The following is a 24,974-nucleotide window of genomic DNA, read 5'->3' as shown; positions in this document are numbered from 1 at the left end:
GCGCACTTGGGGCCCAGTCCCAAAATCGTCCGGGCCCCCGGTGCAGGTCGCGGCTATTCGTCCTCGGCGAGGGTCAGCTCCACACCGCCGACGAAGCCCGCCGAGAGGTTGTAGACAAAGGCCCCCAGCGTCGCCAGCGCGGTCGCCAGCACCACGTCGATCACGGCGATGACCGTCGTGAAGAGGAGGACGTTCGGCAGCGACAGGAAGGACTCGAGGTCGAAACCGCCGCCCTCGCTGGAGGTGGCGTCACTGATCGTGCCGCCGACGGTGGAGAAGACGCCCATGGCGTCCATGACCGTCCACAGCACCGCGGCCGCCACGATCGTGCACACGCCCAGCGCGATGGACAGCAGGAAGCTGACCTTCATCACCGACCACGGGTCGGCCTTGGCCACCCGCAGCCGCGCCGAGCGCGTACGCGGCGCCGGACGGGCCGCTGCCGCCGCCGGAGCCGCCGGGCGGGGTGCCCGCGGCTGCTGCTCCTCAGCGGCCCGCTGAGCGGGCGGACGGCCCTTGGCGGGGCCCTTGGCGGCCGGGGCGCCCTGAGCCGCCGCGGGTGCCTTGGCGGCGGCCGCGGGAGCCTTCCCGGCCGGCTCCGCCGCGGCGGGGCCGCCGGACTTCCCGGCGTCCTCGGCGGCCGCCTGCGTCTTCGGCTCCCTGGCGGGCTTCGCCGCCTTGCCGTCCTTCGAGCCCTTGGAGCTCGTGGAACCGGAACCCGAAGCGGAACCCTCCGCCGGCGGCTCGTACGCCTTCGGCGGGTGGTAGGGCTTCGGGTCGCGGGTGTCCGTCACAGTCCCCCCCTTGGAGTTCGCACCGGACGTGCCGGAGCCACGAGCGCCGGTCTTCTCTGCGGCAGGGGCGGCGGTGGTGGGTTTGGCACCCGCACCGCTTGCCGCGGCGCCCGTGGCTCGACTCACGACTTACTCCTCGGTGTCCTCGGCCGGGGGCTCCGCGCCCTCGGCCGTCTGGGGCCCGTCGCCCGCGGCTGCGTCGGCCAACTCCTCGACCTCTTCAGCCTCGCGACCGGCCTCGGCATTGCGCGCGATACCCACAACGGCGTCGCGCTTGCCCAAGTTGATCAGCTGAACGCCCATGGTGTCACGGCCTGTCTCCCGCACCTCGTTGACCCGTGTCCGGATCACACCACCGCTGAGGGTGATGGCGAGGATCTCGTCGGTCTCCTCGACCACCAGAGCGCCGACCAGCGAGCCACGATCCTCCACGATCTTGGCCGCCTTGATACCGAGGCCACCACGGCCCTGGACGCGGTACTCGTCGACGTTCGTCCGCTTCGCGTACCCGCCGTCGGTGGCGGTGAACACGAAAGTGCCCGCACGGACCACGTTCATCGAGAGCAGCTCGTCGCCCTCGCGGAAGCTCATGCCCTTGACGCCCGAGGTCGCGCGCCCCATGGGGCGCAGAGCTTCATCCGTTGCGGTGAACCGGATCGACTGTGCCTTCTTGCTGACCAGCAGCAGGTCGTCCTCGGCGGACACCAGCTCGGCACCGATCAGCTCGTCCTCCGCGCCGCTGTCCGTCTCACGGAGGTTGATGGCGATGACGCCGCCCGAGCGGGGCGAGTCGTAGTCCTTCAGCGGAGTCTTCTTCACCAGGCCGGACTTGGTGGCGAGCACCAGATAGGGCGCCGCCTCGTAGTCGCGGATGGCGAGGATCTGGGCGATCTTCTCATCCGGCTGGAAGGCCAGCAGGTTCGCCACGTGCTGGCCGCGGGCGTCCCGGCCGGCGTCCGGCAGCTCGTACGCCTTGGCGCGGTAGACCCGGCCCTTGTTGGTGAAGAACAGCAGCCAGTGGTGCGTGGTCGAGACGAAGAAGTGGTCGACGATGTCGTCCTGCTTCAGCTTGGTGCCCCGGACGCCCTTGCCGCCGCGCTTCTGCGAGCGGTAGTCCTCGGTCTTGGTGCGCTTGACGTAACCACCGTTGGTGATGGTGACGACGATGTCCTCCTCGGCGATCAGGTCCTCGATGGACATGTCACCGTCGAAGGGGACCAGCTTGGAGCGCCGGTCGTCGCCGAACTTCTCGACGATCGCGGACAGTTCCTCGCTGATGATCATCCGCTGCCGCTCGGGCGAGGCGAGGATCGCGTTGTACTCGTTGATCTTCGCCTGGAGCTCGTCGTGCTCGGCGGTGATCTTCCGGTGCTCCAGGGCCGCCAGGCGGCGCAGCTGCATCTCCAGGATCGCGTTGGCCTGGACCTCGTCGATCGTCAGCAGGCCCATCAGGCCCTCGCGCGCGATCTCGACGGTGTCGCTGCGCCGGATCAGCGCGATGACCTCGTCGATGGCGTCCAGGGCCTTCAGCAGACCGCGCAGGATGTGCGCGCGCTCCTCGGCCTTGCGCAGCCGGAAGCGGGTGCGCCGGACGATGACCTCGATCTGGTGGGTGACCCAGTTGCGGATGAAGGCGTCGATCGAGAGGGTGCGCGGCACACCGTCGACGAGCGCCAGCATGTTCGCGCCGAAGTTCGTCTGGAGGTCGGTGTGCTTGTAGAGGTTGTTGAGGACGACCTTGGCGACCGCGTCCCGCTTGAGCACGACGACCAGGCGCTGGCCCGTACGGGAGGAGGTCTCGTCGCGGACGTCGGCGATGCCGCCGACCTTGCCGTCCTTCACCAGGTCGGCGATCTTCTGCGCGAGGTTGTCCGGGTTGACCTGGTAGGGCAGCTCGGTGACCACCAGGCACTGGCGGTTCTGGATCTCCTCGACCGCGACGACCGCGCGCATGGTGATCGACCCGCGGCCGGTGCGGTACGCCTCCTCGATGCCCTTGCGGCCCACCACGAGGGCACCGGTCGGGAAGTCAGGGCCCTTGATCCGCTCGATGAGCGCCTCGAGGAGCTCCTCGGAGCTCGCCTCGGGGTTGGCCAGATACCACTGGGCGCCCTCGGCGACCTCGCGGAGGTTGTGCGGCGGGATGTTGGTGGCCATGCCGACCGCGATGCCCGCGGAACCGTTGATCAGCAGGTTCGGGAAGCGCGCCGGCAGGACCGTCGGCTCCTGGTTGCGGCCGTCGTAGTTGTCCTGGAAGTCGACGGTCTCCTCGTCGATGTCCCGGAGCATCTCCATGGACAGCGGCATCATCTTGCACTCGGTGTACCGCATGGCGGCGGCCGGGTCGTTGCCCGGGGAACCGAAGTTGCCGTTGGAGTCCACCAGCGGCATCCGCATCGACCAGGGCTGGGCGAGGCGGACGAGCGCGTCGTAGATCGAGGCGTCACCGTGCGGGTGGTACGTACCCATGACGTCACCGACGACACGGGCGCACTTGTAGAAGCCCTTCTCGGGGCGGTAGCCGCCGTCGTACATCGCGTAGAGCACGCGGCGGTGCACCGGCTTGAGGCCGTCCCGCACGTCCGGGAGCGCGCGCGAGACGATGACGCTCATCGCGTAGTCGAGGTACGAGCGCTGCATCTCGGTCTCGAGCCCGACGGGCTCGACGCGCATCCCGACGCCCTCCAGGGGGGCGGGGGCGCCCTCGGGCGTCACCTCGGGCACGGGGGCGGTGGGAGTCTCAGGGGTCTCGTCGGCCATTGCTGTTCAAAGTCCTTTCGCGCTGCGGCTGTTTCTCGTGGGCCGACAGGCTCAGATGTCGAGGAAGCGGACGTCCTTGGCGTTGCGCTGGATGAAGGAGCGCCGTGCCTCGACGTCCTCGCCCATGAGCACCGAGAACAGGTCGTCCGCCTGCGCGGCGTCGTCCAGGGTGACCTGGCCGAGCACGCGGTGGTCGACGTCCATGGTGGTGATGCGCAGCTCCTCGGCGTTCATCTCACCGAGACCCTTGAAGCGCTGGACCGAGTCGTCCTTGATCCGCTTGCCGTTCTCCCGGCCGAGCTGGATCAGCGCGTCGCGCTCGCGGTCGGAGTAGGCGTACTCGAAGTCGTCCCGGCCCCACTTGATCTTGTACAGCGGGGGGCGGGAGAGATAGACGTGCCCGGCCTCGACCAGCGGCCGCATGAAGCGGAAGAGGAAGGTGAGCAGCAGGGTGTTGATGTGCTGACCGTCGACGTCGGCGTCCGCCATCAGGATGATCTTGTGATAGCGGAGCTTGGCGATGTCGAAGTCCTCGTGCACACCGGTGCCGAAGGCCGAGATGAGGGCCTGGACCTCGGTGTTCTGGAGGATCTTGTCGATCCGCGCCTTCTCGACGTTGAGGATCTTGCCGCGGATCGGGAGGATCGCCTGGTACTGCGGGTTGCGGCCGGACTTGGCCGAGCCGCCGGCGGAGTCACCCTCGACGATGAAGATCTCGCACTTGGTCGGGTCGTTGGACTGGCAGTCGCTGAGCTTGCCCGGCAGCGACGCCGACTCCAGCAGGCCCTTGCGGCGGGTGAGGTCGCGGGCCTTGCGGGCCGCGACGCGCGCCGTCGCCGCCTGGATGGACTTGCGGATGATGTCCGCGGCCTCGTTGGGGTTGCGGTCCAGCCAGTCCGTCAGGTGCTCGTGGGCGACCTTCTGCACGAAGGTCTTCGCCTCGGTGTTGCCGAGCTTCGTCTTCGTCTGGCCCTCGAACTGCGGCTCGCCGAGCTTGACGGAGATGATCGCGGTGAGACCCTCGCGGATGTCCTCACCCGTGAGGTTGTCGTCCTTCTCGCGGAGCAGCTTCCTCTCGCGGGCGTACCGGTTGATCAGACCGGTGAGCGCGGCGCGGAAGCCCTCTTCGTGGGTGCCGCCCTCGTGGGTGTGGATGGTGTTGGCGAAGCTGTAGACACCTTCGCTGTACTGGCTGTTCCACTGCATCGCGATCTCGACCGAGAGCATGCGCTCCTTGTCCTCGGCCTCGATGTCGATGACGGTCGGGTGGATCAGCTCGCCCTTGCGGGCGTTGAGGTACTTCACGAAGTCGACGATGCCGCCTTCGTAGTGGTAGTCCACCGAGAGGGGCTTGCCCTCCTCGTCGACGTGGTCCGCGCGCAGGTCCGTCAGCGAGATGCGCAGGCCCTTGTTGAGGAACGCCATCTCCTGGAAGCGCCGCGAGAGCGTCTCGAAGGAGTACTCGGTGGTCTCGAAGATGTCGCCGTCGGCCCAGAAGGTGACGGAGGTGCCCGTCTCGTCGGTCGCCTCGTTCTTCTGCAGGGGGGCCGTGGGGACGCCCAGCTTGTAGTCCTGCGTCCAGCGGTAGCCGTCGGTCTTGACCTCGACCGCGACGCGCGTCGACAGGGCGTTGACGACCGAGACGCCGACGCCGTGCAGGCCACCGGAGACCGCGTAGCCGCCGCCGCCGAACTTGCCGCCCGCGTGCAGCACGGTCAGCACGACCTCGACGGCCGGCTTCCCCTCGGAGGGGACGATGCCCACCGGGATGCCACGGCCGTTGTCCACGACGCGCACACCGCCGTCGGGGAGGATCGTCACCTCGATGGTGTCCGCGTGGCCCGCCATGGCCTCGTCGACGGAGTTGTCCACGACCTCCTGCACCAGGTGGTGCAGGCCACGCTCACCGGTCGAGCCGATGTACATGCCGGGTCGCTTGCGGACCGCGTCCAGTCCCTCCAGCACGGTGATCGCACTGGCGTCGTACGACGTCTCGCCGGCGACGGTGCCGGTGACGACGTCCTCCGCCGTGGAGGGGGAGGTGTTCTCGTTGGGGTTGCCGGAATCGGCCACGAAGCGCCCTTTCTGGCACAGCACAGGCCATCCCTGCCTACGGCGGGGAGACCCCACCCGGGGCAGGCAGGAGCGGCTGCGTCGTTCTGCGTTGGTCGACGTGTCCCGCGAACCGGCGGGATTGTCACCAGTCTACCGGTAGCACTGACATGAATGGGGGTTTGGCGGTGCCTGAGTCCTCACGTGCCGCCCTGAACCGGCATCAGCCGACTCCCTATATGTGGGACCGGCCCCGAGGAGGCTCACAGCGGCACTCAGCGCTTCGGGCTGTCAACCGCCCGCTACCGTGAGCGGAGTCCCGGCCCGCGGTCGGCGCGCGACGCCCGCGCGCCGTGCGCGCGCGGGGTGCCGCCGGGGCCCGCCCGACGTCAGCGGGACACACCGGATCACCCGTAGGTGTCGCCCGGCCCGGTGCTCCCGGGGGCCCGCAGCGGCCCGTACCTGCGGCTGGGGCCGCCCGGGCCCAGCACCTTGATCGTCTTCACCGTGCCCTGCCCGAGATCGGCGTTCAGGCGGGCCACCAGCTGCGGCGCCAGCAGCCGCAGCTGCGTCGCCCACGCCGTCGAGTCGCACTGCACGGTCAGCACCCGGGCGTCCTCGTCGTACTTCTGCGGCTCGCAGTGCAGCGCGACGTCCGGCCCCACCATCTGCGGCCAGCGGCCCATGACCCCGCCCACCGCGGCGGGCGCCTCCCAGCCCCGCTCGGTGATCAGGCGGTTGATCGCGGCGCCCAGCGGCAGCGGATCCCGGCCGTCCGCCCGCGCGCCCGAGCGCAGACCGCCGCGGCGCGCCTGCTTCTTCTGCTGCACGGCGTTGCCCCGCGCCCGCGCCTGCTCCTTCGCGGCCCGCAGCGCCACCCGCGCGAGATCCACGCCGGACGGCTCGGCCGCCTTGGGCCGCTCGGGGTTCTCCGGGCCGGGGGTCATACGCGCTCGACCGTGCCTTCCGTGACCGCGTACCGCGCGCCCACCAGCACGCCCGGCACGTCGTCGTCCACCGCGGCCGTCACCAGCACCTGCTCACCCGGAGCCACCAGCTCCGCCAGCCGCTCGCGGCGGCGGGCGTCCAGCTCGGCGAAGACGTCGTCGAGCACGAGCACCGGTTCGTTGCCCTCGGAACGCAGCAGGTCGTACGAGGCCAGCCGCAGCGCGAGCGCGTACGACCAGGACTCCCCGTGGCTGGCGTATCCCTTGGCGGGCAGCCGGCCGAGGTTGAGGAGGAGGTCGTCGCGGTGCGGGCCGACCAGGGTCACGCCGCGCTCGATCTCCTGCTTGCGGACCTCCGCGAGCGCGGTGATCAGCGCCTCGTACAGCTCGTCGCGGGTGTGGGCGCCCTCGAGGGCCGCGGGGCCGCGGTACTCGAAACCGACCGGGCCGCCGCCGGGCGCCAGTTGTTCGTACGCCTTGTCCGTCAGCGGCCGGAGCGTGGCGATCAGGTCGAGGCGCTGGGCCAGCAGCTCGGCGCCGGCGCGGGCCAGGTGCTGGTCCCAGATGTCGAGGGTGGAGAGGTCCAGGCCGCGGCCGCCGTGGCGGCGGGCCATGGCCGCGCTCTTCAGCAGGGTGTTGCGCTGCTTGAGGACCCGGTCGTAGTCGGAGCGCACCCCGGCCATGCGCGGGGAGCGCGCTGTGATCAGCTCGTCCAGGAAACGGCGGCGCTCGCCCGGGTCACCCTTGACCAGGGCCAGGTCCTCGGGGGCGAACAGCACCGTACGGACTATGCCGAGCACGTCGCGGGGGCGGACCTGCGAGGAGCGGTTGAGGCGGGCCCGGTTCGCCCGGCCGGGGTTGAGCTCCAGCTCGATCAGCTGCTGGCGCTCGCCCTGCGCGACGGCGGCCCGGATGATCGCGCGCTCCGCGCCCATCCGCACCAGGGGCGCGTCGGAGGAGACCCGGTGGCTGCCCAGCGTCGCCAGATAGCCGACCGCCTCGACGAGGTTGGTCTTGCCCTGGCCGTTGGGCCCCACGAAGGCCGTGACGCCCGGGTCGAGCGGGACCTCGACCCGGGCGTACGAGCGGAAGTCGGCCAGCGACAGATGCGATACGTGCATGGGGTGGCGCCGACCTCTCCCGGCTGCTGCTTCGCTGCTTCTTACTTGCTCTCGACCGCGTGGCCGCCGAACTGGTTGCGCAGCGCGGCGATCATCTTCATCTGCGGGGAGTCGTCCTGGCGGGACGCGAAGCGGGCGAACAGCGACGCGGTGATCGCGGGCAGCGGCACGGAGTTGTCGATCGCCGCCTCGACCGTCCAGCGGCCCTCGCCGGAGTCCGCGGCGTAGCCCCGCAGCTTGTCCAGGTGCTCGTCGTCGTCCAGGGCGTTGACGGCGAGGTCGAGCAGCCAGGAGCGGATGACCGTGCCCTCCTGCCAGCTGCGGAAGACCTCGCGCACGTCGGTGACGGAGTCGACCTTCTCCAGCAGCTCCCAGCCCTCGGCGTACGCCTGCATCATGGCGTACTCGATGCCGTTGTGGACCATCTTCGCGAAGTGGCCCGCGCCGACCTTGCCCGCGTGGACGGAGCCGAAGTCGCCCTCGGGCTTGAGCGCGTCGAAGACCGGCTGGACCCGCGCGACGTTGGCGGCGTCGCCGCCGTACATCAGGGCGTAGCCGTTCTCCAGGCCCCAGACACCGCCGGAGACACCGCAGTCCACGAAGCCGATGCCCTTGGCCGCGAGCTCCTCGGCGTGCTTCTCGTCGTCCGTCCAGCGGCTGTTGCCGCCGTCGACGACGACATCGCCGGGGGAGAGCAGCTCGCCCAGCTCGTCGATGGTGGACTGGGTCGCGGCGCCGGCCGGGACCATGACCCAGACGACGCGGGGACCCTGAAGGGAATCCACAAGCTCCTTGAGGCTGTGGACATCCCCGAGGTCCGGATTGCGGTCGTACCCGATGACGGTGTGGCCCGCGCGGCGGATGCGCTCGCGCATGTTGCCGCCCATCTTGCCGAGACCGATGAGACCGAGCTCCATGGGTGATCCTCTATGCCTTGATTTCCGTGACGTCCGGGTCCGAGCCTACGCCCGCCGGCCCGCGCACACCTGTGGGCTCGGGCGCTCAACAGTTGAGGGGGCCGACCGCGGCCTTCCGACCCGCTTCTACCGCGAGTATGCGCAGGTCAACGCGGTAGGCGCACCGGCATACGGCGGCCTTGCGAGGGACGGCCCTCGCGCTCCCGGCCGCGGGTGGCGAGCGGGAGCGCCGAAGGGGTCAGCCGGACAGGCGCACCGGCATGATCAGGTACTTGTACGCGTCGTCCGCCTCGGCGTCCACCGCGGGCTTGCCGCTGAGCAGCGCCGGCTTCGTGGAGGTCGTGAAGGACAGCTGGGCGACGGGGGAGTCGATCGCGGAGAGGCCCTCCAGCAGGAAGCCGGGGTTGAACGCGATCGAGATGTCGTCGCCGTCGAGCTGGGCGTCCACCCGCTCCACAGCCTGTGCGTCGTCGCTGGAACCGGCCTCCAGGATCAGCACGCCCTGCTCGAAGCTCAGCCGCACCGGGGTGTTCCGCTCGGCGACGAGCGCCACGCGCTTGACGGCCTCCACGAAGGGGGCGGTCTCGATCACGGCGACGGAGTTGAACTCCGTCGGGAACAGCGTGCGGTACTTCGGGAGGTCGCCCTCCAGCAGCCGCGTGGTCGTGCGGCGGCCGGCGCCCTCGAAGCCGATGAGGCCCTCGCCCGCGCCGGAACCGGCCAGGGCGATGGAGACCGTGTCGCCGCCGCTGAGCGACTTGGCGGTGTCCAGCAGGGTCTTGGCGGGCACCAGGGCGACGGCGGAGATGTCCGGGGTCTCGGGCTTCCACATGAACTCGCGGACCGCGAAGCGGTAGCGGTCGGTGGAGGCCAGGGTGACGGTGTCGCCCTCGATCTCGATCCGGACACCGGTGAGCACCGGCAGCGTGTCGTCACGGCCGGCGGCGATGGCGACCTGGGCGGCGGCCGCGGCGAAGACCTCACCGGGGACGGTGCCCGTGGCGGTCGGCATCTGCGGCAGCGCCGGGTACTCCTCCACAGGAAGGGTGTGGAGTGTGAATCGCGAGGAGCCGCAGACGACCGTGACGCGCACACCGTCGGTGGAGATCTCCACAGGCCTGTTGGGAAGCGCGCGGCAGATGTCGGCGAGCAGCCTGCCGGAGACGAGGACGGTGCCGTCCTCCTCCACATCCGCGTCGACCGAAACGCGGGCCGAGACCTCGTAGTCGAAGCCGGAGAGGCTCAGGGAGCCCTCCTCCGCCTTCAGCAGCAGGCCCGCGAGGACGGGCACCGGCGGACGGGCCGGGAGGCTGCGGGCCGCCCAGGCCACTGCCTCCGCGAGTACATCGCGCTCCACCCGGATCTTCACCGGAACCGCCTCCTGCTTGTTGCTGGCTCGCCCTGCTGGCTACGTCGTCGGCCGATTTGCCGGAGACCAGTCTGACGCACGTCGCTGACAGTCGGTGCGCCTCGGGGTCAAGTCAGGTCGGAGGGCGTGGCGCGGCCCGCGGCTGAGTTGTGCACAGGCCCCACTTCGAAACGAGTTCCCCGCTAGATCTCTGTGGTCGTAGTAGTAGGGCCTGTGGAAACGGTGGAAAACCGTCTTTGCCCAGGTCAGCGCGGATTTTTTGTCCACCGGCCCTGTGGGCGGCGGCGGTGGAAAAGCGGGGTGGTCTGTGGACCGCGGAAAGTTCTGCACACCCCGTGCACAGGCGGGGGGTACTTCTCCCCAGCGCCGTCCCCAGTTTTACCCACGTTCCCCACAGCCCAACCCGGCAACTTCGTGTGACGCCTTTCACTCGGTGCGGTGAGCGGGGGTGTTTTGTTCCCGAACAGTGGACAGGGGTGTGGAAAGACTGTGTACAACATCCACTTCCCTGTGGGCGGCCGGTGGACAACCGCGAGGGGGCCTTGTGGGTGAATTTTTTGTCCACAGGGTGTGGAACGCCGTCGACCACAAATCCACACCCCGCTGACCTCCCCTGATGGCCTATCAACAGGCTCCTCTGTGGACAGCGTCTGGACAACTTCGCGATCCCCAGGGTGTGGACAGCCGGTCGGCCGGAAATCTGTGGAGAACCGGCATCCGAGGCTCCGTATTCGAACAGGGGCGGGGCCGCGCGACCGTGCCGGAGCTCCTCCAGGACCGCTCCCGGGCCCTTCCGGAACGCTCCACAGGGGTCTTCGGGACGGTTTCCGCGTCGCCCGCACGGCGCTGAGGATCGCTCTCAGGGAACGGCTGAGGGCGCCCCGGGAGGCTCCCGAGGCGCCCTCAGTGGTGCGTGAGCGGCCCGCAGCGGCCGTCCGTCAGCCGTTCTTGATGCGGTTCGTCAGCTCGGTCACCTGGTTGTAGATCGACCGCCGCTCGGCCATCAGCGCGCGGATCTTGCGGTCCGCGTGCATGACCGTCGTGTGGTCACGGCCGCCGAACTGCGCGCCGATCTTCGGCAGCGACAGGTCCGTGAGCTCCCGGCAGAGGTACATCGCGATCTGCCGGGCCGTCACCAGCACCCGGCTGCGCGAGGCTCCGCACAGGTCCTCCACCGTGTGCCCGAAGTAGTCGGCGGTCGCCGCCATGATGGCGGGCGCGGTGATCTCCGGCGAGGCGTCCTCGCCGCCCGGGATCAGGTCCTTGAGGACGATCTCGGTGAGCCCGAGGTCGACCGGCTGCCGGTTCAGGCTCGCGAAGGCGGTGACCCGGATCAGCGCGCCCTCCAGCTCGCGGATGTTGCGCGAGATGCGGGAGGCGATGAACTCCAGGACCTCCGGCGGCGCGTTGAGCTGCTCCTGGACCGCCTTCTTGCGGAGGATCGCGATGCGCGTCTCCAGCTCCGGCGGCTGCACGTCCGTGATCAGACCCCACTCGAAGCGGTTCCGCAGCCGGTCCTCCAGGGTCACCAGCTGCTTGGGCGGCCGGTCCGAGGACAGCACGATCTGCTTGTTCGCGTTGTGGAGCGTGTTGAACGTGTGGAAGAACTCCTCCTGCGTCGACTCCTTGCTCGCGAGGAACTGGATGTCGTCGACCAGCAGGATGTCCATGTCGCGATAGCGCTTGCGGAACGCGTCCGCCTTGCCGTCGCGGATGGAGTTGATGAACTCGTTGGTGAACTCCTCGGAGCTCACGTAGCGCACGCGCGTGCCCGGATAGAGGCTCCGCGCGTAGTGCCCGATGGCGTGCAGCAGGTGGGTCTTGCCCAGCCCCGACTCGCCGTAGATGAAGAGGGGGTTGTACGCCTTGGCCGGAGCCTCGGCGACCGCCACCGCGGCCGCGTGCGCGAAGCGGTTGGACGCGCCGATGACGAAGGTGTCGAAGAGGTACTTCGGGTTCAGCCGGGCGGTCGGCTCGGCCGAGCCCGCGGAGGACGCCGGCTTCGACACCAGCGGACCGGACGTGCCGCCGGACGCGGGCGGACCGCCCTGGCCGCCCCGGCCGTGGCTCTCGGGCAGCTCACGCCGCTGCGGCGGCTCGTACGGAAGGCGCTCGGGCTGCTGGGGGCGGTAGTCCTGCTGCTGCTCGTACGACGGCTGCTGTTCGTACGGAGCGTGCTGCTGGCCGTTGTGCGAGGCGTACGGATCGCGCTCGGCCTCCTGGAAGCCGCCGAGGCGGGGCTGCTGCCAGCCGTAGTCGCCGCGGTCCCCGCGGTCCGGCGCGGACGGCCCCTGATGGCGCGGCCAGGCGCCCGGCTCGGCGCGGGGCTGCTGGTAGTCGGGGTACGCGGGGCGGACGGACGGCAGCTCGTCGGCGGGCGACTGGCGGCCGTAGCTCTCCCGGCCGTCGTAGCCGCCGTGGCTGTCGTAGTTCTCGTAGGTGTCGCGTGCGTCACGGCTCTCGTACGGCTCGCGGCCCTGGCCGCCGGAGTGCGGGCCCGTGGGCTCCTCGTAACGCGACTGCTGGGGGGCCTGCTGCCGCTCGGGGGGAGGCTCGCCGGCGGAGTCGTCGACGGTGATCGCGATCCGGATGGGGCGGCCGCACTCACGGCTCAGGGTCTCGCTGACGATCGGCGCGAGCCGGCCTTCGAGTACGCCCTTGGCGAATTCGTTGGGCACCGCCAGCAGTGCGGTGTCGGCGACCAGCGCGAGCGGCTGGCACCGCTTGATCCAGTGCTCGTCCTTGCCCTCGACGCCCTGGCCCCGGCCCTCGCCCAGGAGCTGTTCGAGCACGCGCGGCCACACTGCGGCAAGATCGGCAGGCAGGTCAGCCACAGGGCACGCTCTCTCAGTCAGCGGGGGGCGCCCCCCAGTCCCACGAAGGTGTGGTTCTCGGGACGGGCGGGAAGGATTCAGAGTTCAGCCACGGTAGTCAGGCCGAGGTGTGCGGTTCAAGTCGTTGTCCACAGGGTGTGTACAAATGTGCCATGGCGTGAGGCGTGGCACCTCCCCGGCCTGTGGGAGGCTACGGTGTATCCCTGGTGCACTGCCGGTTTGACCGAATGGCGTAGCCGCGCGTACCGTGACCAGGTCGAGTTGTCGATGGCTGCTGCCGCCTGCCTCCGATGGGCAACGGCTACGTTCCACCAGGATCGTGGTCATGAAGCGGTGCACTCGGGCGTATTGCGAGCTTCTCGTGGGCGCACGGTGACAGCCAGGCGATGTCCCGCCATCACACGATTCATTTCTGGAGCCCCCGAGTGAGCAAGCGCACCTTCCAGCCGAACAACCGCCGTCGCGCGAAGACCCACGGCTTCCGCCTGCGCATGCGCACCCGTGCCGGCCGCGCGATTCTCGCGTCCCGCCGTGGCAAGGGTCGCGCCCGCCTGTCGGCCTGACCAGCCCGACGTCAAGGTCCATGACGTGCTGCCTTCCGAGTCTCGGCTGAGGCGGCGCGAGGACTTTGCGACCGCGGTTCGCCGAGGGCGCCGGGCCGGCCGCCCGCTCCTCGTCGTCCACCTACGTACCGGTACCACGGACCCGCACACGCCTGGGGAGACTGCTCCCCCGGCGCGTGCGGGTTTCGTCGTGAGCAAGGCCGTCGGTGTCGCCGTCGTACGCAATCTGGTGAAGCGAAGGCTGCGCCACCTCATGCGTGAACGGCTGGATCTGCTGCCCGCCGGTAGCCTGGTGGTGGTACGGGCCCTGCCCGGAGCGGGTGAGGCGGACCACGATCAGCTGGCCCGCGACCTCGACACCGCACTGCAGCGGCTGCTGGGAGGGGCGCCGCGCTGTTCCGGTCCCCCGGGGGAGACTCCCCGGAACCCCGGCCGAGGCCCGGGAGGGAGCGCACAGTGAAGTATCCGCTGCTGTGGTTGATCAAGATCTACCAATGGACCATCAGCCCGCTCCTGGGCCCGGTCTGCAAGTACTACCCGTCGTGCTCGCATTACGGCTACACAGCCATTGACCGGCACGGCGCGGTCAAAGGAACGGCGCTGACGGCCTGGCGCATCCTGCGCTGCAACCCGTGGTCGCTCGGTGGCGTCGACCACGTTCCTCCCCGGAAGCGTCCGGTCTGGCACCAGCGGCTGAGGAGCCGACTGGGTGGGCATCCCGCCGTGGGTCCCGCCGCACAGCCCGAGACTCAGCCCAACGCCCAAGGAGCCTGATTCGTGGACACGATCCTCGGTCCTCTCTATACCGCTGTTTCCTGGATCATCGTCCAGTTCCACTCGTTCTACAGTCTGATCTTCGACAAGGACAGTGGCGCGGCGTGGGGTCTGTCCATCGTCTCGCTGGTGGTACTGATCCGTATCTGCCTGATCCCGCTCTTCGTGAAGCAGATCAAGGCGACGCGGAACATGCAGGCGCTCCAGCCGAAGATGAAGGCGATCCAGGAGCGCTACAAGAGCGACAAGCAGCGCCAGTCCGAAGAGATGATGAAGCTCTACAAGGAGACGGGCACCAACCCGCTCTCGAGCTGTCTCCCGATCCTGGCCCAGTCGCCCTTCTTCATCTCGCTGTACCAGGTCCTGAACCACATCGCTCAGGGCAAGGTCGTCGGTGTCATCAACACGGACCTGCTGAACAGCGCGCGTAAGGCGCACATCTTCGGTGCCCCGCTGTCCGTGAAGTTCATGGACTCCGCGTCCAAGGTCGAGGCGCTGGGCGCCACGCTGACCGACGTCCGGGTCGTCACGATCATCATGATCGTCCTGATGTCGCTGTCGCAGTTCTACACCCAGCGCCAGCTGATGACGAAGAACGTCGACCTCTCGGTGAAGACGCCGTTCATGCAGCAGCAGAAGATGCTGATGTACGTCTTCCCGATCATGTTCGCCGTCTTCGGCATCAACTTCCCGGTCGGTGTCCTCGTCTACTGGCTGACCACCAACGTGTGGACCCTGGGCCAGCAGATGTTTGTCATCCGCCGCAACCCGACCCCGGGCAGCATCGCCTTCAAGCAGCGCCAGGAGCGGCTGCGGGCCAAGGGCAAGCTCAAGGAGGACCCGGCGGAGGTCGAGGCGAAGAAGGCCGCCGAGGTCGCCCGCGCCAACCGGCAGCAGCCCAAGCGGCAGCCGAAGGCCAAGCGCCAGCTCGCGAGCACGCCGCAGGCCGAGCAGCAGTCCGGTGCCGAGGAGCAGAAGTCCTCGCCCTCGCTGGAGAAGCAGCAGCCCGGTGATGCCAAGCCCAAGCAGGGCGGCGGCTCCTCCCGCACCGCCAAGTCCGGGCAGCGCAAGGGCCCGCAGCGACCCAAGCACCCGTCCAAGAAGTAATGAAGGAGTCCACCGTGACGGACACGCAGCGTCAGACCAGTGAGGTCGCCGCCGAGGGCACCGACACCCTGTCCCGCCTGGAGCAGGAGGGCGAGATCGCGGCCGACTACCTCGAGGGTCTGCTGGACATCGCCGACCTCGACGGCGACATCGACATGGATGTCGAGGCCGACCGCGCTGCCGTGTCGATCATCAGCGACTCGAGCAGCCGCGACCTCCAGAAGCTGGTCGGCCGCGACGGCGAGGTGCTGGAGGCGCTCCAGGAGCTCACCCGGCTGGCGGTGAACCGGGAGACCGGTGACCGCAGCCGCCTCATGCTCGACATCGCCGGCTTCCGGGCGCGCAAGCGCGAGGAACTGGCGCAGGTGGGTGCCAAGGCCGCGGAAGAGGCCAAGAGCACCGGCGAGGCCGTCAGGCTCGACCCGATGACGCCCTTCGAGCGCAAGGTCGTCCACGACGCGGTGGCCGCCGCGGGGCTGCGCAGCGAGTCCGAGGGCGAGGAGCCGCAGCGCCGCGTGGTCGTTCTCCCGGCCTGATCTTTACCCTTCTTCATCCCACTTCCAGGTGGGTACGGCCCCGTCTGCTCGCAGGCGGGGCCGATCCTTGTCAGCCTGATATTCAGACTCTGACTCTCAGAGACGTCGTACGGAAGGACGGTTCCCCGTGGAAGAGGCAGCGGAGCTCCCCCCGGCGCCCCCGGAGGCGCAGGCGGTTTTCGGCGACCGCCTGCCAGAGGCCGTCCGGTACGCGGAACTCCTCGCGGACGCGGGCGTGCGGCGCGGACTGATCGGCCCCCGTGAGGTGCCGAGGCTCTGGGAGCGGCACCTGCTGAACTGCGCGGTGCTCTCCGAGGCCGTGCCCGACGGCGTCTCGGTGTGCGACGTGGGCTCCGGTGCCGGTCTCCCCGGCATCCCGCTGGCCCTGGTGCGCCCGGACCTCCAGATCACCCTGCTGGAGCCGCTGCTGCGTCGCACGACGTTCCTCCAGGAGGTCGTCGAGCTGCTGGGTCTCGACCATGTGACGGTCGTCCGCGGCCGCGCCGAGGAGATGCTCGGCAAGGTCCAGCCCGTCCATGTGGTGACGGCTCGCGCGGTGGCCCCGCTGGACCGCCTCGCCGGCTGGGGCGTGCCGCTCCTGCGTCCGTACGGCGAGATGCTGGCCCTCAAGGGCGACACGGCCGAGGAAGAGCTCAAGGGCGCTCGCGCCGCACTGAGCAAGCTCGGCGTCGTGCGCACGTCGGTGCTCCAGGTCGGCGAGGGCGTGGTGGACCCGATGTCCACCGTCGTCCGGGTCGAGGTCGGGGAGAGCCCTGGCGGTGTGCGCTTCGCGGCGAAGCGGGCCAAGGCGGCCCGGGTCGGCCGGACCACGCGTCGGCGGCGCTGACCCGCGGGTCCGCCGTCCGGCAGCCTGACCGTGCTCCATACAAGCTGCCAAAACTACCCATTACGGAGTGTCGTGACGCCGTAGCGGAGCGTCCGGTGCATCGTGTTTCACGTGAAACGTCGCTCCTTGCTGCTGGGAATCATCGGTCGTGGTCGCATGGAGGAGACTCCGCGCGACCATTCGGCTTCCGGAAGCCCAGGTTCATCCACAGGCTCGGTGGATTCATCCACAGGAGAACGGGCCTCGCTGGTTCACGACCCCGAAAGCATGGCAGGCTCTGTCTACTGCGAGCCTGATGTCGAGGAGAGTGAATCCTTGCGGTCCGACGCCAATATCGCGGGGCCGATGGCCGACCCGGTCCCCGGTCCCCGTCCTGCCGACACCGAGCCAGGGATCGACCCCGGTCCCCTGGCCACCGGTGAGGTTGTTTCACGTGAAACGCCACCGCCCCCGATGCCCCGGCCGGACCAGACCCGGGTGATGGTGGTCGCCAACCAGAAGGGCGGGGTGGGGAAGACCACCACGACCGTGAACCTGGCGGCATCGCTGGCGCTGCACGGCAACCGCGTGCTGGTCATCGACCTGGACCCCCAGGGCAACGCTTCGACGGCGCTGGGCATCGACCACCACGCCGATGTTCCGTCGATCTATGACGTCCTGATCGACAGCCGGAAGCTCTCCGACGTGGTGCAGCCGGTGCGCGATGTGGAAGGGCTCTTCTGCGCCCCGGCCACCATCGATCTCGCAGGCGCCGAGATCGAGCTGGTCTCCCTGGTGGCCCGTGAGAGCCGCCTGGACCGGGCGATCCAGGCGTACGAGCAGCCGCTGGACTACATCCTCATCGACTGCCCGCCCTCGCTCGGCCTGCTGACGGTCAACGCCCTCGTTGCCGGCGCGGAGGTGCTGATCCCGATCCAGTGCGAGTACTACGCGCTGGAGGGGCTGGGCCAGCTGCTGCGCAACGTCGAGCTGGTGAAGGGGCATCTCAACCCCAAGCTCCACGTGTCGACGATCCTGCTGACGATGTACGACGGCCGCACCCGGCTGGCCTCCCAGGTGGCCGACGAGGTCCGCACCCACTTCGGCCACGAGGTGCTGCGCACCAGCATCCCCCGGTCGGTGCGTATCTCCGAGGCGCCCAGCTACGGGCAGACTGTTCTCACCTATGACCCGGGTTCCAGTGGGGCGCTGTCCTATCTGGAGGCGGCCCGGGAGATCGCACTGCGGGGGGTCGGCGTGCGTTATGACGGCAGCAAGGCCCACGTGGTGGGCCGTCAACCACAGCAAGACCAGCACAGCATGTCGGAGGGGCTTCAGTGAGCGAGCGACGTAGAGGACTGGGCCGGGGGCTCGGTGCGCTGATTCCGGCGGCGCCGAAGACCCCGGACAGCGCGGGGGCGACCGTGGGGCCCGGCGCGACGTCGCCGACGGCGGTACCGGTGCTGACGGCAGAGCGCACCATGACGGCATCGAGGATGACGTCCCTCTCTGTGGAGGACGCCGCCGTTTCACGTGAAACCGAAGCGGCGCCGTCCACGGCGGCCGCGTCGGTGGAAGGGGGGACCGTGGCCGGTGCTCACTTCGCCGAGCTGCCGCTGGACTCCATCACGCCCAACCCCCGTCAGCCCCGCGAGGTGTTCGACGAGGACGCCCTGGATGAGCTGGTCACCTCCATCCGTGAGGTCGGACTGCTCCAGCCGGTGGTCGTACGTCAGCTGGGCCCCGAGCGCTACGAGCTCATCATGGGTGAGCGGCGCTGGCGGGCGTGCCGCCAGGCCGGCCTGGAGAAGATCCCGGCCATCATCCGGGCGACCGACGACGAGAAGCTGCTGCTCGACGCGCTGCTGGAGAATCTGCACCGGGCCCAGCTGAACCCCCTTGAGGAAGCGGCCGCTTACGACCAGCTGCTCAAAGACTTCAACTGCACCCACGATCAGCTGGCGGACCGGATCGGGCGGTCGCGCCCGCAGGTCTCCAACACGCTGCGCCTGCTGAAGCTGTCACCCGCGGTGCAGCGGCGGGTCGCGGCGGGTGTGCTGTCCGCCGGACATGCCCGTGCCCTGCTGTCCGTCGACGACTCCGCGGTACAGGACGACATCGCCACGCGTATCGTCGCCCAGGGGCTGTCGGTGCGTGCGGTCGAAGAGATCGTGACGCTGATGAGGTCGGAGGCCCGGAGCTCGGCGAAGCCCAAGGGGCCGCGTGCCGGCGCCCGGGTCTCCCCGGCGCTCAACAGCCTGGCCTCGCGGCTGTCGGACCGGTTCGAGACCCGGGTGAAGGTCGACCTCGGGCAGAAGAAGGGCAAGATCGTCGTCGAGTTCGCCTCGATGGAGGACCTCGAGCGGATCCTGGGTACGCTCGCCCCTGGCGAAGGCCGGGTGCTGGAGCAGAAGCTCGCCGACCAGGACGAGGCTGACACGGCGTAGCCCGTCTGAGCGTGGTGACTTCGGGCGGGTTGTGTTTCACGTGGAACACAACCCGCCCTTTGCCTTCCTCCGCTTTTCGCCCAATCGCCGCCCGGATACGATGCGTTGGGTATGGCGCATCCACGTTGGACACAGTTCACGGAGGGCGGGTCCATGCGAACGGTGAGCCGGACCGGACTGGTGGCAACGGGCCTCGGCCTGGGGGCGATCGGCGGTTTCGTCGGCAGCCTCTTCAGGGAGCGCAGCGCGCTGAGCGCCGCCCGGGGCGTGGCACACGACGGAAGTGAGGATTTGGCTCCATGGGGCGTCGGCTCGTACCGCTCACGCTGGACAACCTCCCAGACCTCCCCACACGCTGTCGCTCCTGCGTCTTCTGGGAGCTGGACCCCGTCAGCGGCGAAGCCGCGCTGAAGGCCGGCCGCCCGGAACTGGAGAAGGAAGCCTGGATCTCGGCCGTCCTGTTGGAGTGGGGGTCCTGCGGCCGGGTGGTCTACGTCGACGAGGTACCGGTGGGCTTTGTGCTCTACGCCCCGCCGGCTTACGTCCCGCGTTCGGCGGCGTTCTCCACCAGCCCCGTCGCCGCCGACGCCGTGCAGTTGATGACTGGCTGGCTGGCACCGGCCTATCAGGGCCAGGGGCTGGGACGGACCATGGTACAGACGGTCGCCAAGGATGTGCTCCGGCGTGGTTTCAAGGCGATCGAAGCGTTCGGCGACGCGCATTGGAAGGAACCGGCGTGTGTGCTGCCGGCGGACTATCTGCTGGCGGTGGGCTTCAAGACCGTAAGGCCGCACCCTCGGTATCCCCGGCTGCGGCTGGAACTGCGTACGGCGCTCTCCTGGAAGGAGGACGTCGAGCTGGCGCTGGACCGGTTGCTCGGCGCGGTGCAGAAGGAGCCCGCTCTCCGGCCGCTGTAACCACCAACCCGGCTGACATGCGAACGGGCCCGCTCCCCTTCAAGGGGGCGGGCCCGTTTCACGTGAAACAGAGCCGCTGCTTACTTGGCGGCGATGAACACGTCCAGGTCGCGCTCGAGGGCGGCCTTGGGCTTGGCGCCGACGATGGTCTTGACGACCTCACCACCCTGGTAGACGTTCAGCGTCGGGATCGACATGACGCCGTACTTGGCGGCGGTTCCCGGGTTCTCGTCGATGTTCAGCTTGACGATCTCGATCCGGTCGCCGTGCTCGGCGGCGATGGCCTCCAGGGACGGGGCGATCTGGCGGCACGGGCCGCACCACTCGGCCCAGAAGTCCACCAGGACGGGCTTGTCGCTCTTGAGAACGTCCTCGTCGAAGGACGCGTCGGTTACGGCCTTGAGAGCCACGGAGGTCTCCTCATCTTCTGCGGGGTGGGGGTGGGGGTGGGGGTCAGGCGGTCTTCTCGGGCTCCGCGACCTTCTCGCTGTCCGAGAGGGACGCGAGGTAACGCTCGGCGTCGAGGGCGGAGGAGCAGCCGGTACCGGCGGCGGTGATCGCCTGGCGGTAGGTGTGGTCCACGACATCACCCGCGGCGAAGACGCCGGTCAGGTTGGTGCGCGTGGAGGGGGCGTCGACCTTGAGGTAGCCCTCGTCGTCCAGGTCGAGCTGGCCCTTGAACAGCTCGGTGCGCGGGTCGTGGCCGATCGCGATGAACAGACCGGTCACCGGCAGCTCGGAGGTCTCACCGGTCTTGAGGTTGCGCAGGGTCAGACCGGAGAGCTTGTTCTCGCCGTGGATCTCGGCGACCTCGCTGTCCCACACGAAGGAGATCTTCGGGTCGGCGAAGGCACGCTCCTGCATGGCCTTGCTGGCGCGGAGGGTGTCACGGCGGTGGACGACGGTGACGGACTTGGCGAAGCGCGAGAGGAAGGTGGCCTCCTCCATCGCGGTGTCGCCGCCGCCGATCACGGCGATGTCCTGGTCCTTGAAGAAGAACCCGTCGCAGGTGGCGCACCAGGAGACGCCACGGCCGGAGAGCTCGTCCTCACGCGGCAGGCCCAGCTTGCGGTGCTGGGAGCCGGTGGTGACGATGACGGCCTTGGCGCGGTGGACGGTACCGGCGGAGTCCGTGACGGTCTTGATCTCGTCGCTCAGGTCGACCGCGATGACGTCGTCCGGGATCAGCTCGGCGCCGAAGCGCTCGGCCTGGGCCCGCATGTTGTCCATGAGGTCCGGGCCCATGATCCCTTCACGGAAGCCGGGGAAGTTCTCCACGTCGGTGGTGTTCATCAGTGCACCGCCGGCGGTCACGGCGCCCTCGAAGACCAGCGGCTTCAGGGAGGCACGGGCGGTGTAGAGCGCGGCGGTGTAACCCGCGGGCCCGGAACCGATGATGATCACGTTGCGGACGTCGCTCACGGGAGTCTTCCTTGTCTGCCGACTGCTGTCTCGGGTCCTTGCGGGGTCTCACCCCACCCAACGGATCCTACGGGGCGAGCATTCCCGAGAGGTGCCGGCAGCGCTCGGGAGCGACTCAGTAGCGCGGCAGCGTCTGCTTCAGCAGGACCTTGCCCGGCGCCGAGGGAGTGGTGCCGACACAGGCCGAGGCCACGACATAGGCATCGACGAGCGATACGTCGGTGGGATGTGGCATGACCACCAGATAAGCGCTCTCGCCCTTATAGCTGTCCGGCTGAGCGGCGAGGGAGGGTTCCGAGCGGCCGATGCCCTGCTGGATACAGGCGGGGGCGTCGGTGCCGTTCTCGCGCAACATCGTCTCGGGAGTGTTCTCCGAGCTCTTGCCCCGAGGCTCTGTGGCCTTGAAGGACACCTTCAGCAGATCGTGCACCCGGGTCTTGAGGTCGCCCGAGGCGAGGGCGACGGGGGACGGGCTCTCCTGCTGCGCCTGGGGGCCGTGGTGGCCTTCGCTGCCTCCGGAGGGGAGGAAGAGGCTGCCGACCCCGAGCACGGCGGCGGCACACGCGGTGCCAAGAAGAACCTTGGGCCACCGTCGGGAGCGACCCGGGCGGGACCTGCCGGGCGATGGGGTCTGCCGGCCCGGCCCGGTCGCGGCGCGAGGGCGTCCGGAGGGGCGGCGGTCGCTGGTTTCACGTGAAACAGGCTCGGGAGCGGGCGCCGCGGTTTCACGTGAAACGTGCTGCGAGGTCCGTGCCGCCGTTTCACGTGAAACGGGCTCAGGGGTGCTTGTTCCACGTGAAACCAGGGCGTCGTCGACATCAATGACGGTCGCGGTGTGGGCGGTGGAGTCGAGGAGGGCCTCCGCGGCGAGGGCCGCGTCGATCCGTCCGGCGATGTCATCGGGCATCCGAGGCGGACCGGGCAGGGTGCCCAGCAGAGTCCGGATCTCGTCCAGGGAGGTTCGGACGTCCTCACACAGAGGGCAGTCGGCCAGGTGCTCCCGTACGTCCGCCGATCGTGACGGCGACAGAGCGCCCTCGGCGAGCGCGGAGATCTCCGCGACCTCCGGGTGCTCATCCGTGCCGGTCGTCGAAGTCACGCTCGCCCACCTCCACCCTTCACTGGATCCGCGTCACTCTGTCCTGCCGGTGGTGGGACGGACGTCCCCTGCGACCGGTTCCTTCCCCCGTCGAGGGGCGGGCTACCCATGCCGTCGGCGCGCAGATGGGTGAGCATGGGCAGCAGTCTGGCCCGTCCTCGCGCGCATCTGCTCTTCACGGTGCCGACGGGGACGCCCAGCACCTCGGCCGCTTCGGCGATGGGATATCCCTGCATGTCGACCAGAACGAGGGCCGCGCGTTGGTCGGGTGGCAGGGTGGCCAGTGCCTGGAGCAGCTCGCGGTGCAGATCGCCGCGCTCCGCGGGCGCGGCAGCGGACTCATGGGGTTCGAGGAGCTGCTCGAGCCGCTCGGTCTCGGCGAGCGGTGAGGTGCGCCGGGAGGCGGCCTTGCGGGCCCGGTCCAGACAGGCGTTGACCGTGATGCGGTGCAGCCAGGTGGTGACGGCGGACTGGCCGCGGAAGGTGTGGGCGGCCCGGTAGGCGGAGACCAGCGCGTCCTGGACGGCGTCGGCGGCCTCTTCCCGGTCGCCGAGGGTGCGGAGCGCCACGGCCCAGAGGCGGTCCCGGTGGCGCCGCACTATTTCCGAGAAGGCATCAGGGTCGCCACCCACGTGGAGGGCGAGGAGTTCGGCGTCGCTCGTGCCGTCGCGCGTGACGTCGTCCAACGTCGAGACCCTCCCCCTGGACCCGGAGTGGTTAGCTGCCGAGAACCTTGATCTCCTTGATGCCGCCCCGGTAGGAGCCGCCCGCGGGTTCCAGCGGCAGGTCGGTGATGTGGATCAGCACGTAGCGCGTCTTCACCGGCTTGTCGGCGTTCGCCTTCAGCGCGTCGCCGACCTGACCGCTTCCGATGATCTTCGTCGGGAAGTCGTCGAGCTGCGTCGGCGCGGATGCCGAGGGGTCGGCGCCGAGCACTTCCACGGTCTGGCCCGCCGCGTACATGTTCACGTCGACGCCTGCCACGCTCTTGACGCTGCCGAGGTCGACGACGATGCCGCTGCCCTTCGAGCGATTGTCGAGATTCCCGAAGTTCGAGTGGCCGAAGAACGCCTTGGTGATCCAGGCGGTATTGGGGTCACCGTCGACGGCCAAGGCGGCCTTGGCCCCGGCCATGGGGCTGTCCTTGGGCGAGAACTCGGTCGCCTGCTGGATGGACAGCTTCTTTATGGCCGGCTTCTTGTCGCTCTCGCTGTCGTCGGACGGCGCGTGGTTCCCGCCGCCGGAGGAGTCCCCCTCCTTGAGCAGCGTGTCGGCCAGCTGCCAGCTGCCCAGCCCGAGCGCCGCGATGAGCAGGGCGGAGACGCACCACTTCAGTGCCCTCCCCGTGCGGCTCTGCAGCGGAGGCGGCGGGGGCACCGGGGCGGGCTGCACGGGCCGGCCCGCGCGCGTCGGCGGCCCTCCGTAGGTGCCCTGCTGGTACGTCGTGCGGGGATAGCCGCTCGACGGGGCGGTGAAGGAGGGCTCCGGCGGCCGGATGCGCGGCATCGCCGCGACCGCCTTGGCCAGCTCCTCCGGCGTGGCGCACGGCTTTTCCTGTCGTGACGCGGTGGCCCCGTCGTTGACGAGCGCGCGCATCGCCAGCTCCGAGAGGCCCCGGTGGACCCCCGCCCGCACCTGGTCGGGAGCGATGAGGCCGGTGCCCTTGGGCAGGCCCGGCAGGCCGTACGCGTTGCTCTCGTAGGGCCAGCGCTGGGTCAGCGCGGCGTACAGCAGGGCGCCGATGGCCTCGGTGTCGGTGCGCTGGGGGTGGTCGGAGGAGATGCCGCGGAGGGCGGCCATGACGGCGAGGCCGCGGATGCGGTACTGCCCGGACTCGGTGCGCAGCACGGAGCCGGGGTGGAGGCGGAGGTGGGCGAGGCCCTCGCGGTGGGCCGCCGCCATGGCCTGGGAGACCTGGCTGACGAGCTGATAGGCGTCGTGCGGCTCCATGGGGCCGGAGGACAGCACGGAGCTGAGCTCGGTGGCGTCCGGCAGCCATTCGTGGACGACGTAGACGAGCTCGTTCTCCTCGACGGCGTCGAGGACCTGGACGAAGCGGGGGTCGCCGAGCAGGGCGGCGGAACGGGCGGCGGCGAGCACCGGGCGGGCGCGCGGATGCTCGGCGGGAAGGATATGGACGCCGACGGCGCGGCGGAGTTTCTCGTCGACCGCGCGCCAGCTGCTGAATCCCTCCAGACGGGTGACGCACTCCTCCAAGCGGTACCGCTTGGCGAGCTTGTGGCCGCTGTGGAGTTCGGGACTCTCGGCGTCGCGCGCGGTGCTCGGATCCTCCGTGCGCGCGGTGTCCTTGTGCGTACCGGTCTTGATCGCGGCCTGCGCCCCGTCGGTCGTGGCCTTGTCCGCCTTGGCGGTCAGCGGCTTGCCGCCGCTGGTGTCTGCCACGTCGACGGCAGCTGTGCTCCGTTCCGCCACCGTCGTTCCTGCCTCCCCATCCGTTGCACGCTGTCCACAGCCAAGACAATTGTGCC

Annotated in this window: 21 protein-coding genes and 1 pseudogene; 9 read left to right on the top strand and 13 right to left on the bottom strand. The window is 69.5% G+C overall.

Annotation, left to right across the window (positions count from 1 at the left end; translation table 11 throughout):
* Positions 1–53 precede the first annotated feature (53 nt).
* From ACZ4A5_RS04475 to dnaA, 8 genes are all read right to left on the bottom strand, one after another.
* Entirely contained in the window at positions 54–794 is a 741-nt protein-coding gene (locus tag ACZ4A5_RS04475; protein WP_467578337.1) for a DUF3566 domain-containing protein, read from the bottom strand.
* Between the two features lie 129 nt (positions 795–923).
* Positions 924–3,554: a DNA gyrase subunit A gene (gyrA, locus tag ACZ4A5_RS04470; RefSeq protein WP_467578335.1), complete on the bottom strand. Its 2,631-nt coding sequence runs from the start codon at positions 3,552–3,554 to the stop codon at positions 924–926.
* 51 nt (positions 3,555–3,605) lie between these two features.
* Entirely contained in the window at positions 3,606–5,651 is a 2,046-nt protein-coding gene (gene gyrB, locus ACZ4A5_RS04465; protein WP_467578333.1) for a DNA topoisomerase (ATP-hydrolyzing) subunit B, read from the bottom strand.
* Positions 5,652–6,013: 362 nt separating this feature from the next.
* Positions 6,014–6,553 carry a DciA family protein gene (locus ACZ4A5_RS04460; RefSeq protein WP_467578331.1) on the bottom strand — a complete coding sequence of 180 codons (540 nt, stop codon included), beginning with the start codon at positions 6,551–6,553 and terminating at the stop codon, positions 6,014–6,016.
* Complete coding sequence (recF, locus tag ACZ4A5_RS04455) at positions 6,550–7,674, bottom strand: DNA replication/repair protein RecF (protein WP_467578329.1); 1,125 nt, start codon at positions 7,672–7,674, stop codon at positions 6,550–6,552. Before recF ends, ACZ4A5_RS04460 begins: the two co-directional genes overlap by 4 nt.
* Before the next feature lie 41 nt (positions 7,675–7,715).
* Positions 7,716–8,591, bottom strand: a complete 876-nt coding sequence (gnd, locus tag ACZ4A5_RS04450; protein WP_467578327.1) for a phosphogluconate dehydrogenase (NAD(+)-dependent, decarboxylating) — start codon at positions 8,589–8,591, stop codon at positions 7,716–7,718.
* Between the two features lie 238 nt (positions 8,592–8,829).
* On the bottom strand, positions 8,830–9,960 hold the full coding sequence (gene dnaN / locus ACZ4A5_RS04445; protein ID WP_116212842.1) for a DNA polymerase III subunit beta: 1,131 nt from the start codon (positions 9,958–9,960) through the stop codon (positions 8,830–8,832).
* 938 nt (positions 9,961–10,898) lie between these two features.
* Entirely contained in the window at positions 10,899–12,794 is a 1,896-nt protein-coding gene (gene dnaA / locus ACZ4A5_RS04440; RefSeq protein WP_467578324.1) for a chromosomal replication initiator protein DnaA, read from the bottom strand.
* Positions 12,795–13,219: 425 nt separating this feature from the next.
* On the opposite strand from dnaA, the gene rpmH reads away from it, so the two are divergent.
* The 9 genes and pseudogenes from rpmH (at position 13,220) to ACZ4A5_RS04395 (ending at position 19,964) form a co-directional block, all read left to right on the top strand.
* Positions 13,220–13,357 carry a 50S ribosomal protein L34 gene (gene rpmH, locus ACZ4A5_RS04435; RefSeq protein WP_003949374.1) on the top strand — a complete coding sequence of 46 codons (138 nt, stop codon included), beginning with the start codon at positions 13,220–13,222 and terminating at the stop codon, positions 13,355–13,357.
* 25 nt (positions 13,358–13,382) lie between these two features.
* Positions 13,383–13,751, top strand: a pseudogene (rnpA, locus tag ACZ4A5_RS04430) (ribonuclease P protein component); the annotation flags it as partial.
* Positions 13,752–13,813: 62 nt separating this feature from the next.
* Positions 13,814–14,131, top strand: a complete 318-nt coding sequence (gene yidD / locus ACZ4A5_RS04425) for a membrane protein insertion efficiency factor YidD (protein WP_398869672.1) — start codon at positions 13,814–13,816, stop codon at positions 14,129–14,131.
* Between the two features lie 3 nt (positions 14,132–14,134).
* Positions 14,135–15,238, top strand: coding sequence for a membrane protein insertase YidC (gene yidC, locus ACZ4A5_RS04420; RefSeq protein ID WP_398869673.1), 1,104 nt, complete (start codon positions 14,135–14,137; stop codon positions 15,236–15,238).
* 14 nt (positions 15,239–15,252) lie between these two features.
* Complete coding sequence (locus tag ACZ4A5_RS04415) at positions 15,253–15,774, top strand: Jag family protein (protein ID WP_467578321.1); 522 nt, start codon at positions 15,253–15,255, stop codon at positions 15,772–15,774.
* A 127-nt stretch (positions 15,775–15,901) separates the two neighbouring features.
* Entirely contained in the window at positions 15,902–16,621 is a 720-nt protein-coding gene (gene rsmG / locus ACZ4A5_RS04410; RefSeq protein ID WP_361524960.1) for a 16S rRNA (guanine(527)-N(7))-methyltransferase RsmG, read from the top strand.
* A gap of 267 nt (positions 16,622–16,888) precedes the next feature.
* Positions 16,889–17,941, top strand: a complete 1,053-nt coding sequence (locus ACZ4A5_RS04405; RefSeq protein WP_398869675.1) for a ParA family protein — start codon at positions 16,889–16,891, stop codon at positions 17,939–17,941.
* Positions 17,938–19,047, top strand: coding sequence for a ParB/RepB/Spo0J family partition protein (locus ACZ4A5_RS04400; protein ID WP_467578318.1), 1,110 nt, complete (start codon positions 17,938–17,940; stop codon positions 19,045–19,047). Before ACZ4A5_RS04405 ends, ACZ4A5_RS04400 begins: the two co-directional genes overlap by 4 nt.
* A gap of 299 nt (positions 19,048–19,346) precedes the next feature.
* Positions 19,347–19,964 carry a GNAT family N-acetyltransferase gene (locus ACZ4A5_RS04395; RefSeq protein WP_467578316.1) on the top strand — a complete coding sequence of 206 codons (618 nt, stop codon included), beginning with the start codon at positions 19,347–19,349 and terminating at the stop codon, positions 19,962–19,964.
* A gap of 80 nt (positions 19,965–20,044) precedes the next feature.
* On the opposite strand, the gene trxA is transcribed toward ACZ4A5_RS04395, so the two are convergent.
* The 5 genes from trxA to ACZ4A5_RS04370 form a co-directional block, all read right to left on the bottom strand.
* Entirely contained in the window at positions 20,045–20,374 is a 330-nt protein-coding gene (trxA, locus tag ACZ4A5_RS04390; protein WP_467578314.1) for a thioredoxin, read from the bottom strand.
* 43 nt (positions 20,375–20,417) lie between these two features.
* Positions 20,418–21,386 carry a thioredoxin-disulfide reductase gene (trxB, locus tag ACZ4A5_RS04385; RefSeq protein ID WP_398869679.1) on the bottom strand — a complete coding sequence of 323 codons (969 nt, stop codon included), beginning with the start codon at positions 21,384–21,386 and terminating at the stop codon, positions 20,418–20,420.
* Between the two features lie 115 nt (positions 21,387–21,501).
* Complete coding sequence (locus ACZ4A5_RS04380; RefSeq protein ID WP_467578311.1) at positions 21,502–22,485, bottom strand: anti-sigma factor family protein; 984 nt, start codon at positions 22,483–22,485, stop codon at positions 21,502–21,504.
* The gene (gene sigM / locus ACZ4A5_RS04375) at positions 22,482–23,171 is read right to left on the bottom strand and encodes an RNA polymerase sigma factor SigM (RefSeq protein ID WP_467578309.1); all 690 of its coding nucleotides are present in this window, start codon (positions 23,169–23,171) and stop codon (positions 22,482–22,484) included. The genes ACZ4A5_RS04380 and sigM overlap by 4 nt, the downstream gene beginning before the upstream one ends.
* Positions 23,172–23,202: 31 nt before the next feature.
* Positions 23,203–24,918: a protein kinase family protein gene (locus tag ACZ4A5_RS04370; RefSeq protein ID WP_467578307.1), complete on the bottom strand. Its 1,716-nt coding sequence runs from the start codon at positions 24,916–24,918 to the stop codon at positions 23,203–23,205.
* Between the last annotated feature and the right edge of the window lie 56 nt (positions 24,919–24,974).

This window comes from Streptomyces sp. NPDC025618, assembly GCF_055558795.1.
Note: the sequence above shows the minus strand (reverse complement) of the source record. Positions and strands in the feature narration are given on the sequence as shown.

Bases quoted from the DNA above. Each gene is read 5' to 3' on its own strand.
- gyrA (WP_467578335.1), bottom strand. From the start codon at position 3,554: ATGGCCGACGAGACCCCTGAGACTCCCACCGCCCCCGTGCCCGAGGTG.
- ACZ4A5_RS04460 (WP_467578331.1), bottom strand. From the start codon at position 6,553: ATGACCCCCGGCCCGGAGAACCCCGAGCGGCCCAAGGCGGCCGAGCCG.
- recF (WP_467578329.1), bottom strand. From the start codon at position 7,674: ATGCACGTATCGCATCTGTCGCTGGCCGACTTCCGCTCGTACGCCCGG.
- gnd (WP_467578327.1), bottom strand. From the start codon at position 8,591: ATGGAGCTCGGTCTCATCGGTCTCGGCAAGATGGGCGGCAACATGCGC.
- ACZ4A5_RS04405 (WP_398869675.1), top strand. From the start codon at position 16,889: ATGGCAGGCTCTGTCTACTGCGAGCCTGATGTCGAGGAGAGTGAATCC.
- ACZ4A5_RS04395 (WP_467578316.1), top strand. From the start codon at position 19,347: ATGGGGCGTCGGCTCGTACCGCTCACGCTGGACAACCTCCCAGACCTC.